Annotated in this window: 6 protein-coding genes and 1 CRISPR repeat array; of the genes, 4 read left to right on the top strand and 2 right to left on the bottom strand. The window is 37.8% G+C overall.

Annotation, left to right across the window (positions count from 1 at the left end; translation table 11 throughout):
- Window positions 1–385 precede the first annotated feature (385 nt).
- The 4 genes from cas12a to cas2 are packed head-to-tail and all read left to right on the top strand — an operon-like array spanning window position 386 to window position 5,270.
- Window positions 386–4,129, top strand: coding sequence for a type V CRISPR-associated protein Cas12a/Cpf1 (gene cas12a / locus L6469_RS11595; RefSeq protein WP_039871282.1), 3,744 nt, complete (start codon window positions 386–388; stop codon window positions 4,127–4,129).
- Between the two features lie 6 nt (window positions 4,130–4,135).
- On the top strand, window positions 4,136–4,450 hold the full coding sequence (gene cas4 / locus L6469_RS11590; RefSeq protein WP_039871323.1) for a type V CRISPR-associated protein Cas4: 315 nt from the start codon (window positions 4,136–4,138) through the stop codon (window positions 4,448–4,450).
- Between the two features lie 26 nt (window positions 4,451–4,476).
- Window positions 4,477–5,004, top strand: a complete 528-nt coding sequence (gene cas1, locus L6469_RS11585; protein ID WP_006283772.1) for a CRISPR-associated endonuclease Cas1 — start codon at window positions 4,477–4,479, stop codon at window positions 5,002–5,004.
- On the top strand, window positions 5,001–5,270 hold the full coding sequence (cas2, locus tag L6469_RS11580; protein ID WP_039871280.1) for a CRISPR-associated endonuclease Cas2: 270 nt from the start codon (window positions 5,001–5,003) through the stop codon (window positions 5,268–5,270). Before cas1 ends, cas2 begins: the two co-directional genes overlap by 4 nt.
- Window positions 5,271–5,444: 174 nt before the next feature.
- Window positions 5,445–7,090: direct repeats of the CRISPR family, unit length 36 nt; unit sequence GGCTATAAAGCTTATTTAATTTCTACTATTGTAGAT.
- A 467-nt stretch (window positions 7,091–7,557) separates the two neighbouring features.
- On the opposite strand, the gene L6469_RS11575 is transcribed toward cas2, so the two are convergent.
- Window positions 7,558–10,242 carry a rhamnogalacturonan lyase gene (locus tag L6469_RS11575; RefSeq protein WP_143067231.1) on the bottom strand — a complete coding sequence of 895 codons (2,685 nt, stop codon included), beginning with the start codon at window positions 10,240–10,242 and terminating at the stop codon, window positions 7,558–7,560.
- A gap of 31 nt (window positions 10,243–10,273) precedes the next feature.
- Window positions 10,274–13,513 (bottom strand): hypothetical protein, encoded by a 3,240-nt coding sequence (locus tag L6469_RS11570; protein ID WP_177181317.1) that lies wholly within the window; start codon window positions 13,511–13,513, stop codon window positions 10,274–10,276.
- Window positions 13,514–13,698 lie beyond the last annotated feature (185 nt).

Raw genomic sequence — 13,698 nt, 5'->3', positions numbered from 1 at the left:
TCTGCTTTGCGTAGAAATATCGGATTATATGCTACAAGGATAATCAACAAAGACGAATCACTGCAAAAGGAGTATTTGACTATATCGATTTGAGCCATCATTAAAATTATGACAAATCTGTAGAATACCTTCGACCCACAATAAATAAATTTAATACTTCTAAAGCTTCATTCGAATTACTATTATATATTCAATACCTAGACATATTTTACTATTATTGTTTATAACTTCAGAATTCATTATAAGCGAACTAAAAATTAAAGCCCATATGCTTAAAAAATATTAATTTCTGAGATATTTAACACTATTCTAAAAAAACAGTGAACATATATTTCGTAGCAACAAACTACTTTTGTTGCAAATTAATAATTTAAAAATTATATATATGAAATTCACTGATTTTACGGGATTATATTCCCTTTCCAAAACATTACGTTTCGAACTCAAACCTATAGGTAAAACCCTTGAAAACATCAAGAAAGCAGGTCTTCTTGAACAAGATCAGCATAGAGCTGACAGCTACAAGAAAGTAAAAAAGATCATTGATGAATACCACAAAGCATTTATCGAAAAATCTTTATCAAACTTCGAACTGAAATACCAAAGTGAAGACAAATTAGACTCACTCGAAGAATATTTGATGTACTATTCCATGAAACGCATTGAAAAAACAGAAAAAGATAAATTTGCTAAAATACAAGATAACCTAAGAAAACAAATCGCTGATCACCTGAAAGGGGATGAATCTTATAAAACTATTTTCAGCAAAGATCTTATTCGTAAAAATTTGCCTGATTTTGTCAAATCTGACGAAGAACGGACATTAATAAAAGAATTTAAGGACTTCACCACTTACTTTAAAGGTTTTTATGAGAATCGTGAAAACATGTACTCTGCTGAAGATAAGTCTACAGCTATATCACATCGCATAATTCATGAGAATCTTCCTAAGTTTGTTGATAATATTAATGCGTTTTCGAAAATAATTCTTATTCCTGAACTCCGAGAAAAATTAAATCAGATTTATCAAGATTTTGAAGAATACTTAAATGTAGAAAGCATCGATGAAATATTCCATCTTGACTATTTCAGCATGGTGATGACACAAAAACAGATAGAAGTTTATAATGCCATAATTGGTGGTAAAAGTACCAATGATAAGAAAATTCAGGGTTTAAATGAGTACATTAATCTGTATAATCAGAAACACAAGGATTGTAAACTTCCAAAACTAAAGCTGTTATTCAAACAGATTCTAAGCGATCGCATTGCAATATCATGGTTGCCTGACAACTTTAAGGATGACCAAGAAGCGCTCGATTCTATTGATACATGCTATAAGAACTTATTGAATGATGGCAATGTTTTAGGAGAGGGTAATTTAAAACTATTACTGGAAAATATAGATACTTATAACCTGAAAGGAATATTCATTCGCAACGATTTACAGTTGACAGACATTTCACAAAAAATGTATGCTAGTTGGAACGTCATTCAAGATGCTGTCATTCTTGACTTGAAGAAGCAGGTTTCACGCAAGAAAAAAGAATCAGCAGAAGATTATAATGACCGCTTAAAGAAACTCTACACTTCACAAGAGAGTTTCTCCATCCAGTACTTAAATGACTGTTTACGTGCCTATGGAAAAACTGAAAACATACAAGATTACTTCGCAAAACTAGGAGCAGTTAACAATGAGCACGAACAGACCATTAATCTATTTGCACAAGTAAGAAATGCATATACATCAGTACAAGCAATACTTACTACACCATATCCTGAAAACGCGAATTTAGCACAGGACAAGGAGACCGTAGCATTAATTAAAAATCTCCTTGACTCTTTAAAACGATTGCAACGTTTTATCAAACCATTACTCGGTAAGGGTGATGAAAGTGATAAAGATGAGCGCTTTTATGGTGATTTTACACCTTTATGGGAAACGCTTAACCAAATAACTCCTCTTTACAATATGGTTCGCAATTATATGACTCGTAAACCATATTCACAAGAAAAAATTAAACTCAATTTTGAAAATAGTACTCTTTTAGGAGGATGGGACCTGAATAAAGAGCATGATAACACAGCCATTATTCTAAGAAAAAACGGTCTATATTATTTGGCTATCATGAAGAAAAGTGCCAATAAGATATTTGACAAAGATAAACTAGATAATTCTGGAGACTGCTACGAAAAAATGGTATATAAATTACTACCAGGTGCAAACAAGATGTTACCAAAAGTTTTCTTCTCCAAGTCTAGGATTGATGAATTTAAGCCTAGTGAAAATATTATTGAGAACTACAAAAAAGGAACACATAAAAAAGGTGCCAATTTCAACTTAGCTGATTGCCATAATCTAATTGATTTCTTCAAATCATCAATATCCAAACATGAAGACTGGAGTAAATTCAATTTCCACTTTTCTGACACCTCTTCTTATGAGGATCTCAGTGATTTTTACCGCGAAGTAGAGCAACAAGGATATTCTATAAGCTTCTGTGATGTATCTGTAGAGTATATTAATAAAATGGTAGAGAAAGGTGATCTATATCTCTTCCAAATTTATAATAAGGATTTCTCTGAATTCAGCAAAGGTACACCGAACATGCACACACTATATTGGAACTCTTTATTTAGTAAAGAGAATCTTAATAATATCATTTATAAGTTGAATGGACAAGCAGAAATCTTCTTCCGTAAGAAAAGCCTCAACTATAAACGCCCAACTCATCCTGCTCACCAAGCTATCAAGAATAAAAATAAATGCAATGAGAAAAAGGAAAGCATATTCGATTACGACTTGGTAAAAGACAAGAGATATACTGTGGATAAGTTCCAATTCCATGTACCTATAACTATGAATTTCAAGAGTACGGGAAATACTAACATCAATCAGCAAGTTATAGACTATTTGCGCACAGAAGACGATACCCATATTATAGGTATAGATCGTGGTGAACGTCATCTTTTATATCTTGTCGTCATCGACAGCCACGGCAAAATCGTAGAACAATTTACCTTGAACGAAATTGTAAATGAGTATGGTGGCAATATTTATCGTACAAATTATCATGATCTTCTTGACACAAGAGAACAAAATCGAGAAAAGGCACGAGAAAGCTGGCAAACAATTGAGAATATCAAAGAACTGAAAGAAGGCTATATTTCTCAAGTAATCCATAAGATAACTGACTTGATGCAAAAATATCATGCCGTGGTTGTTTTGGAAGATTTGAACATGGGATTCATGCGTGGTAGACAAAAAGTAGAAAAACAAGTTTACCAGAAATTTGAAGAAATGTTGATTAATAAACTAAATTATCTAGTCAACAAGAAGGCAGATCAAAATTCTGCAGGAGGACTTTTGCACGCTTATCAACTTACAAGTAAGTTTGAAAGTTTCCAAAAATTAGGAAAGCAAAGTGGATTCTTATTCTATATCCCTGCCTGGAATACTTCAAAAATAGATCCTGTAACTGGATTTGTAAATTTATTCGACACACGATATGAAAGTATTGATAAGGCAAAAGCTTTCTTTGGAAAATTTGACAGTATCAGATATAATGCCGATAAAGATTGGTTTGAATTTGCTTTTGACTATAACAACTTTACGACAAAAGCAGAAGGAACTAGAACCAACTGGACCATTTGTACTTATGGTTCACGCATAAGAACTTTCAGAAATCAAGCTAAGAATTCCCAATGGGACAACGAAGAGATTGATTTAACGAAAGCCTACAAAGCGTTCTTTGCCAAACATGGAATAAATATCTATGATAATATTAAGGAAGCAATTGCCATGGAAACGGAGAAGTCCTTCTTTGAAGATTTACTACATTTGTTGAAGTTAACACTTCAGATGCGAAATAGCATTACTGGTACAACCACAGATTATTTAATATCTCCTGTTCACGATTCTAAAGGTAATTTCTATGATAGTAGAATATGTGACAACTCACTTCCAGCTAATGCTGATGCTAATGGAGCATATAACATAGCCCGTAAAGGTTTAATGTTGATTCAACAGATTAAAGACTCAACCAGTTCTAATCGCTTCAAATTTAGTCCTATTACCAATAAAGATTGGCTTATATTTGCTCAAGAAAAACCTTATCTTAATGATTGATAAAACATGGATGACTATATTGCTATAGCCACTCTAAATGATTACATCTTTTGTCCGTACTCCATATATTTGCATAACGTATATATGGATACGGACGAAGGAATGTATAAAGCTACACCACAAATAAAAGGTACTTTAGTTCATGAGGGTGTAGACCATAAAACGAGTAGCACAAAAAAAACTGATATTTTTTCTATACATGTTTATAGTGATACGCTGGGTGTGTCTGGCAAAATCGATGTATACAAAACTGATAAGAAACAATTAATAGAAAGGAAAAATAATCTTAGAAAACCAGAAAAAAAGATAATAAAACAATAGATGCCATCCAACAATGTAAGGCTGCATTGACAACAATTGAAGACATAGAAGATTACAATCTTTTGATGGGGTTGGAAGGAACTGTAGCCAAATGCTTCTTTTCTGCTTATTTTCAAGACTTTAACTGGAAAGGACGTCATCCAAGAATGAAAAGTGATACACTAAACGTTACATTGGATATCGGATACACAATACTTTTCAACTATATGGAATCGTTCATGCGTATGTTTGGATTCGATTTATACAAAGGTGTATATCATCGGTTATGGTATCAACGCAAATCACTAATTTGCGATATCATGGAACCATTCAGATGTATTATTGATCATACTATCTTATTGGCTTTTCATAGAGGTCAATTCAAAGATAAAGACTTTATAAAACTTAAAGGTGAAATCCATTTAAAGTATGAAAAATCTTCAGTGTATTATAATGTATTCTTTAAAGTATTAATAGATTACAAAACTGAGATTTTTAAGTATGTTCAACAATACTACCGATGTTTCATGGGTAGAAAATCAGCTCAACAATTTCCTAATTTTGTATATCAATGAAAATAATTAGTTATGATATCTCCAATGACTTTTGGAGAGGGAAATTTGCAAAAATGCTAAAACAGTATGGTGCAATCAGGTTACAATATTCAGTTTATGAAGTAATCAATACAAACAGGATTACAGACAATCTAATGACCAAAATCGAAGCTTGGTCAAAACATTTTTCTGGTGACGACAGTGTTATCATATTCGATGTTGATCAAAAAGATTTAATAAAATACGGTAATGCCATTCATCGGGATAAAGCCATTGTTTTTCTTTAATACAAATATACGATATTATGTTTTAGCCTACATTTTCATAAAGTTCTGATATCAAACACATTATAAACTTTTATATAACAATCAAGAAGCTGACGGGGAGATAAAAACTCAAAAATAATTATCCAAAAAATGCTTATATATCAGTACTTTTTTATATTTTTGTAAAAAATAAGAGGCTATAAAGCTTATTTAATTTCTACTATTGTAGATTGCGAGCTATGCCTATGAATAGTAGCGGGCTATAAAGCTTATTTAATTTCTACTATTGTAGATAGTCTAGTTTTCATCGTTAGTTTTAGGGGGGCTATAAAAAAGCTTATTTAATTTCTACTATTGTAGATCCGATTGACATACTTATGGCAAGTAGAGGGCTATAAAGCCTATTTAATTTCTACTATTGTAGATCGAAACATATGGTATTGGTGGATGAAGGGCTATAAAGCCTATTTAATTTCTACTATTGTAGATTGATTGGCAAACAGAACGCTCACCATATGGCTATAAAGCCTATTTAATTTCTACTATTGTAGATTAGAAAATAACAGGGTGATTTAACTTTTATGGCTATAAAGCCTATTTAATTTCTACTATTGTAGATCAAGTTAGGACAAGGGGTAGGATGCGCCAGGCTATAAAGCTTATTTAATTTCTACTATTGTAGATTGGCTTGGGGACTTTAAGGCGTGGTACGGCTATAAAGCTTATTTAATTTCTACTACTGTAGATTATGCCATAGAAAGTTGACCAGAAGCATGGCTATAAAGCTTATTTAATTTCTACTATTGTAGATGCGGACGGTTGGACAATACAAAATCCAGGCTATAAAGCTTATTTAATTTCTACTATTGTAGATCAAGTAAATGCCGACAATCAGATTTTGAAGGCTATAAAGCTTATTTAATTTCTACTATTGTAGATCAAGTAAATGCCGACAATCAGATTTTGAAGGCTATAAAGCTTATTTAATTTCTACTATTGTAGATCTATTGGCGACCGCCTGCTACATTGCTTGGCTATAAAGCTTATTTAATTTCTACTATTGTAGATGATATAAAATTTTTGGCTCATATTATTTGGCTATAAAGCTTATTTAATTTCTACTATTGTAGATAGATATATCCAATCGTCCTTTTTTGGCTGGCTATAAAGCTTATTTAATTTCTACTATTGTAGATATGCAGTAGCCGATTGGAGCGACCAGAAAGGCTATAAAGCTTATTTAATTTCTACTATTGTAGATCAGAAAGTAAACGACTATTGTAACGAGAGGCTATAAAGCTTATTTAATTTCTACTATTGTAGATGTTAACTTTGATCTCTTTCAAAATATTGGCTATAAAGCTTATTTAATTTCTACTATTGTAGATTGCAGAAACTTGAAGAAGGGTTCTTTAGGGCTATAAAGCTTATTTAATTTCTACTATTGTAGATTTGCATGTACCCGTACATTTACCTGGAAGGGCTATAAAGCTTATTTAATTTCTACTATTGTAGATTAAAGATAATTACTGTGAAGTGTGTGTGGGCTATAAAGCTTATTTAATTTCTACTATTGTAGATCATAATGAGGTATGCAATTTTCCAAGTTAGGCTATAAAGCCTATTTAATTTCTACTATTGTAGATAAGATATGGACTTACTTTTTCATTGACTTGGCTATAAAGCTTATTTAATTTCTACTATTGTAGATGAGAAAGAGTATGATAATGAATTTTTCAGGCTATAAAGCTTATTTAATTTCTACTATTGTAGATAAGATATGGACTTACTTTTTCATCGGCTTTGGCTATAAAGCTTATTTAATTTCTACTATTGTAGATTATTCCTGCACACGCCTATAAAGTTATCAGCGAATACTCGGTCAATCCTAATGTTTTCCAGACATGTAATAACAATATCGATTATCCAAAGACTTTGTAACTTGTTCTAAATCAAGTACTTGATACTAATCAAGAAAAAGATTGTTTTCTCATTAAATATCTCATGTTACATGGTCTCTTACTGTTTTGTGCTTACCTTTGCCGAAGAAAAAATAAGTATTCAGGATATTATTGATTAAATTTAGGATAACAAATTATGAACATGTTGAGAGCAATGAGAAAAACAATGAAGAGAATCGTTAACTTGTATGCCAAATGTTTGGTGATTTGGGGTGAAGCCCTTTTGAAATCAACTCCATACGGTATGGCATAATGGAAATAGAAATAGTCCCTGAGGGGATATCTCTCAGGAATTCATTAAAGGCGTCAGTTCTGCTTGAACTGACGCCTTTTATATATGCAAGTCTTTATTTCTTGATGCTTACTTTCTTCCCATTAAGTATGTAAATACCACTCTGGGTTGGGGCTTTGATGCGCACACCACTCAGGGTATACCATTTCTCTTCTACAGAGGCGTCAGACTGTACATCGACTATTCCTGTTACGGCATTGTCGATAGTATTACTCTTGGCATTGGCCGTCTGGCTGATGGTACCATAGAGTTTGATATTGGCAAAGGCCATCTGCTTGGTAATACCTAAGTTGTAGACGTTAAACGTCAGTTTATGACCTTTCTCCGGATTGGTAGTCGTTACGTTATAACAATATGTGGTGTATTCTGGATTCTGGGCATTACGGGCCGGACGAAGACCGGAAGCTATTTTATTGCCACACCAGCTCACATCTATATTTCCACCATCGGTGCCGATACGGGTGGCTGTAAAGTCGATACGGGTGATGTTCAGACTATAACCAGATAAAGGTACGATATTAAAAGATAATTTGTTGTTGTCGTCTGGTGCTGGATTATTATCCACGGTTACTCCTATTCGGGTCTCGGTAAGGTCATTGAGCTCCTTGACACCACCATAAGTCAGCCCCGAACCGATGGTAACATCTGTGGTGACATAATTCTTCAGATCATCACCGACCACAGCCAACTGATGAGCGACACCCTGTTCAAAAGGCCAAAGAATAACACCATTCTGAGGAACCACCGCTGGCATTGTTGCCGATGAAGAAGAAGCGTCATCCTGAACCGTAATAGAACTGTTGGCTATAAAGCCTGCAGCAGCATCAGGCAAATAGTAACCCAAATGAGGTGGCTGATTATAAGCCGACTGTTGCCAAGCAACAGCCATACGGTAAGTATGGTCGTGCATCAGACATGGCACACGATAATTGGTAGCCTCTGTTGAGGTAAAAATAGTGAGAGTCGTATTGTCATCACCACTGTACTCCACGATTTCCTCGCGCCAGTCACCAAATATATCGGCTTGCAAACATGGAGTAGCCTTGGTCGTGTTACAAGTCTTGGAATTACTGTAATTCCCTGGTGAGAATATTGTGGTGGCTGAGCTGCCATTCCATTTGCTCACATTCGTATCAAACCAGTTATCTTGCAGACTTCCATCCCAATAGATGCGAAAATTACAAGACGTACCATTAGTGGTAATTATACTATTGTCGACGGCACTTCGCAAACTTCTGTCACCATACGATGAGAATTGTCCTCCACGCTTATTCGCCACGAAGCAACCTGCCATACCTCTACCATTATCACCGCTGGTTGTAGCCGAATAAAGAATTTGTCCGGTTTTGGCATCATGCAAATCCCAACCGTATGGACTCTCTTCATGTACCTGGAATACTTCCAGACCTGCTCTATCTGGATTAAAATCGCCCACATGAATAGCATCACCATGACCGTAACCTGTGGCATAGAGCAGATAACCATTGTTATCCAGAGCACCCGATCCATAGATAATCTCATCACAGCCATCTCCGTCGACATCAGCTATCGAGAGATTATGGTTACCATTACCATAAAGGGTATGACTTCCGCGGTTTGCTGTACTTGAGCCATAGCTCTTGGTTGTGGTATTGCCATTGGCATCGGTCACACTGGCCGATGTGCTGGAAGTAGAGGCATGAAGCCACCGGGTACTCAACTTCTTTCCGTCAAAGTCTACAGCCCATACATAAGCTCGGGTATAGTAACCTCGACAGAGGATGGCACTTGGTCTATTACCGGCTCCATTGAGATAAGCTACTGCCGATAGATAACGGTCGCATCGGTTACCATAGGTATCACCCCAGAAGCTCTTCGAAGGCATACTGGCTGCACCCGATGCTCCTCCAGCACGGTTCGGATTATACCATACGGTATGTATAGCTGATCCGGTCTGTCCATTGAATACGGTCAGAAACTCTGGACCTGACAGGATATAGCCACTGCTGTTACGATAATTGGTCTGTGAGGCATTTTTGATATTGCTGTCGGTAGCTGCTGCTGTTACATACTGCCCCTTACCGTCCTTGGTCAACGGAGCGGTCTTACAGATTACTTCTGCTTTGCCGTCACCATCAAAGTCGTACACCAGATGTTGGGTATAATGGGCACCTGCACGAATATTATAGCCTAAGTCTATACGCCACAGACGTTGGCCTGAGAACTTATAACAGTCAAGAAAAACGGCATCTGTCTTGCCACTTTGGCTGTTGTCCTTGGCATTCTCTGGATTCCACTTCACGATAATTTCATATTCACCATCACCATCTACATCACCCACGCTACAGTCGTTAGGTGTGTATTGGCTTCCGGGACTACTGAGTTTTACCTTCAGATATTTATCACTCCAAGGGGTGACAACTGCCGATGTCTCTGTTTTGACACCGTTAACTCGGGTTACTATCTGATACTTGCTTGAGGTATTTCCATTTGTATCGAGATAACTGGTTACATTCTTCAAATTAGACGCTATGGTCTGTCCATCACGAAGCACATCAAAGGTGGTTGTTTTGGCATTGTCGGTACCCAACAGTCTCCATGACACAAATTCACCTGTAGCATTCATGGCTGGTACAGCAATGATTCCTCTGGTGATTTTCTCCATTTGCGAGACTGGCGTATTCTGCGCTTGTATGGCTAACGGGGTTGTTGTGGCTGCCAGTAAGCCGGTTAGGGCCATAGCCCTCAGTTGGTTTTTCATTTTTGATATCATTTAGGTTATTCGTTTTTCTTTATTTCTTGACGCTTACTTTCTTCCCATTAAGTATGTAAATACCACTCTGGGTTGGGGCTTTGATGCGCACACCACTCAGGGTATACCATTTCTCTTCTACAGAGGCGTCAGACTGTACATCGACTATTCCTGTTACGGCATTGTCGATGGTATTACTCTTGGCATTGGCCGTCTGGCTGATGGTACCATAGAGTTTGATATTGGCAAAGGCCATCTGCTTGGTAATACCTAAGTTGTAGACGTTAAACGTTAGTTTATGACCTTTCTCCGGATTGGTAGTCGTTACGTTATAACAATATGTGGTGTATTCTGGATTCTGGGCATTACGGGCCGGACGAAGACCGGAAGCTATTTTATTGCCACACCAGCTCACATCTATATTTCCACCATCGGTGCCGATACGGGTGGCTGTAAAGTCGATACGGGTGATATTCAGACTGTAACCGGATAAAGGTACGATATTAAAAGATAATTTATTGTCAGCATCTGGTGCTGGATTATTATCCACGGTTACTCCTATTCGGGTCTCAGTAAGGTCATTGAGCTCCTTGACACCACCATAAGTCAGCCCCGAACCGATGGTAACATCTGTGGTGACATAATTCTTCAGATCATCACCGACCACAGCCAACTGATGAGCGACACCCTGTTCAAAAGGCCAGAGAATAACACCATTCTGAGCCGAGACATTAGGCAGGGTAGCTGTTGCTGTAGAGCCCGAAGTCTGTTGTCCGGCAGAAGCCCCATCTACATAAAAGTTAAAGGTTCGGGTAAGCGACACACCATCTTGCGTAGCTTTCACCTGAACGGTAAAAAGAGCCGAAGCAGTACCATTGTAAACCGTCAGCGTACTACCATTGATACCAGCTACCGCACCTTCTGCACATGCTACCACCTGATAGCGGGCATTAGTATAACCAGCAAAATAGGTAGCCAAGTCGATGGTTATCTTGCCACTCATCGTGAAATGAGGATCGGCCATCCAATTAAGGTATTCTTCCAGATTCGTATAGTTATCGCCATTCAGATCGCTATTATGATCAGCTGAATTGGCATTAGTACCATAAGCCTTCTCCCACCAATCTGGCATTCCATCCTTATCCGTATCCCAGTTAGAAGGGCGCGATGCTGTAGTAATATTTAGTCCACCAAAACCTTCGGCATCACTTTCACGGTCGATAAGACCTTTCTTTCCGGTATAATGCCCCGTCTTGGAATAACTTCCGCTAAGAGTTTCCTTTACCATACGCTGGTCGTGATTATCCAGTTCAGGCAGGTTACAACCTACATCGGATAGCACATTCTTATAGGCAGCCTCAGCATTCTCAATAGTAGCATAGCTATCAAAAAAAGGCGCACTCTGAAATACGGTCCAATTCACAACCTGACCGTTGGTTGCACGTTGTCTTCGCAGTTCACTCTGATTGGTTGTTTTGCTTCCATCAGTATTTTCCCGGATATTACCAGCCACATAATAACTCTGTGTACCTGTTCCCGTGCCTTCCAAATCGGCTGTCAGAAGATACTTCTCTGTACTGGCCGGCCCCATCTTGTAATAGTTGTTCACAAAGTTGCCCTCATGGGTTCCACCATCAGTAGTACGGTCACCCCAGTTGTAGCATACATTATTAAAAATATCAAGGGCACCTGCATAGGCGCCATCACTTAGTCCACCGCTCATACTCCAGTTTCTACCGTTATTATGTGCCAGCAGATTGTGGTGATAACTACCTACGCCATCCGTATAGCCGCCACCGATAGTAGCAGCATAACCATGCTCTACATAACGGCCAGATTGCTCTACATAGTGACTATGACCAGCATAATTCAACTCTTCCGAAATCAGAGTATGTTGCAAGGTAAGATTACGACTGTTTCTACTAGAAAATCCCTCATCAATGGCCCATCCTATACTACAGTGGTCCATAATAGCATGATTGTTACCAGCCATACCCATACCATCTGACGTATTGGCATTGGCACCACTTCCACTCCAGCTGTCGCCACCACCGAGACGCAGACGAATGAAACGGGTAATACCATCGCTGGCAACACCCAACGGACTCGATTTAAACATAATGCCTCTACCGGGAGCTGTCTGTCCGGCAATCGTGATATATGGATCGTTTATGGTAAGCCGCTCTTTCAAGGTAATGACACCGCCCACATCAAAGACAATAGTGCGAGGACCACTCAGTTGGGTAACACCATAACGGAAGGTACCATAACTACCGTCATCGGCCAGACTGGTAACATGATATACCTGTCCTCCACGACCACCGATAGCCCATTTGCCATAACCTTCAGCACCAGGGAAAGCAAGACGTCTTGGCTGGAATGTCCATACCTCGCCTCTATAGACTATACCATTTTTGGTATTGTCGATACGCCAATAATAGGTCTTTAACGGAGAAAGCCCCGTAAGCTGGCGCGAATGTGATGTACTATTTAGATTAATACAGGTACCTCCACCATTGGCAATGGTATTTTTATCCGTACCCCAATATAGTTTTTGTCCCTCAGAACCGCTGGCTGCCACCTTCCAGTTTAGCCAGATACTTCCACCGTCGGCATTAGCATGCAGATCGTTATCGGCTGGCGAAGGACTGGTGGCTAAAACATCAGCATTAGTCACATCTAATTCTAGTGAATTGATAAAGAAATCGGTAGAACTACTATAGGTAATGGTAGCCGATGTGCCACTGAAGGTAACATAACTCTTAGCTGACGCTGCCGTGTTAGCAGCTCTTGAGGTAGGTGTTACTGTTGTCTGTTTCGTGCCGTTGACGGCTACATTGATACTGCCCATACCTGATAATCCCTCGGGATTATTATGATAAGCCTGAAGTGTGTGGGTACCGTTGCTTAATCCACTTATGGTTACGGTTATGCTCGTGGCACTCTTCGGAGAGCCATCATGGTGAATACCATCATTGATGAGTTTATCATTGGCGATGGCAGCCTTGTACCAACCAGAACGCAGACTATAGGCTGAGGTGGAATTCTGAATGGTCACCTTGACATTACCAAAAGTTTTGGTTTCACTCTGATTAGCCGTTAACTCGTTCACCTGCCAACTGGAGAAATTGTCCATCGTCACCTCTGTAGTATTTCTACCACTCTGATCAAGATCAATTTTTTGGGCTTGTACCATCATGGACAGCGACAATGCGCCCAAGAACAATACCCTTCGCTGCCATACGGCATGAGAAATGTTCTTACTTTGTTTAGATTTCATTTAGGTTAAATTTTTTAGATATGTTTTATAATGCTTAGGTTATACTTTTCTCGTTATTAGTTTTCACGACTACAAATAAAGTAAATAAGAAATAAAGAAAGGAGCAAAATTCTGCAAAAAAAGTCATAAATATCAGAATATCACCTTTTTTTGTTAAAAATTCCACCTTTAAACCCTTCGATACC

Origin of the sequence: Segatella baroniae B14 (genome assembly GCF_022024235.1) — a bacterium.
GTDB classification, from domain to species: domain Bacteria; phylum Bacteroidota; class Bacteroidia; order Bacteroidales; family Bacteroidaceae; genus Prevotella; species Prevotella bryantii.
Note: the sequence above shows the minus strand (reverse complement) of the source record. Positions and strands in the feature narration are given on the sequence as shown.

What these genes read in the sequence shown, in the direction of transcription:
- cas12a (WP_039871282.1), top strand. Translation starts at nt 386, where the DNA reads ATGAAATTCACTGATTTTACGGGATTATATTCCCTTTCCAAAACATTA.
- cas4 (WP_039871323.1), top strand. Translation starts at nt 4,136, where the DNA reads ATGGATGACTATATTGCTATAGCCACTCTAAATGATTACATCTTTTGT.
- cas2 (WP_039871280.1), top strand. Translation starts at nt 5,001, where the DNA reads ATGAAAATAATTAGTTATGATATCTCCAATGACTTTTGGAGAGGGAAA.
- L6469_RS11575 (WP_143067231.1), bottom strand. Translation starts at nt 10,242, where the DNA reads ATGAAAAACCAACTGAGGGCTATGGCCCTAACCGGCTTACTGGCAGCC.
- L6469_RS11570 (WP_177181317.1), bottom strand. Translation starts at nt 13,513, where the DNA reads ATGAAATCTAAACAAAGTAAGAACATTTCTCATGCCGTATGGCAGCGA.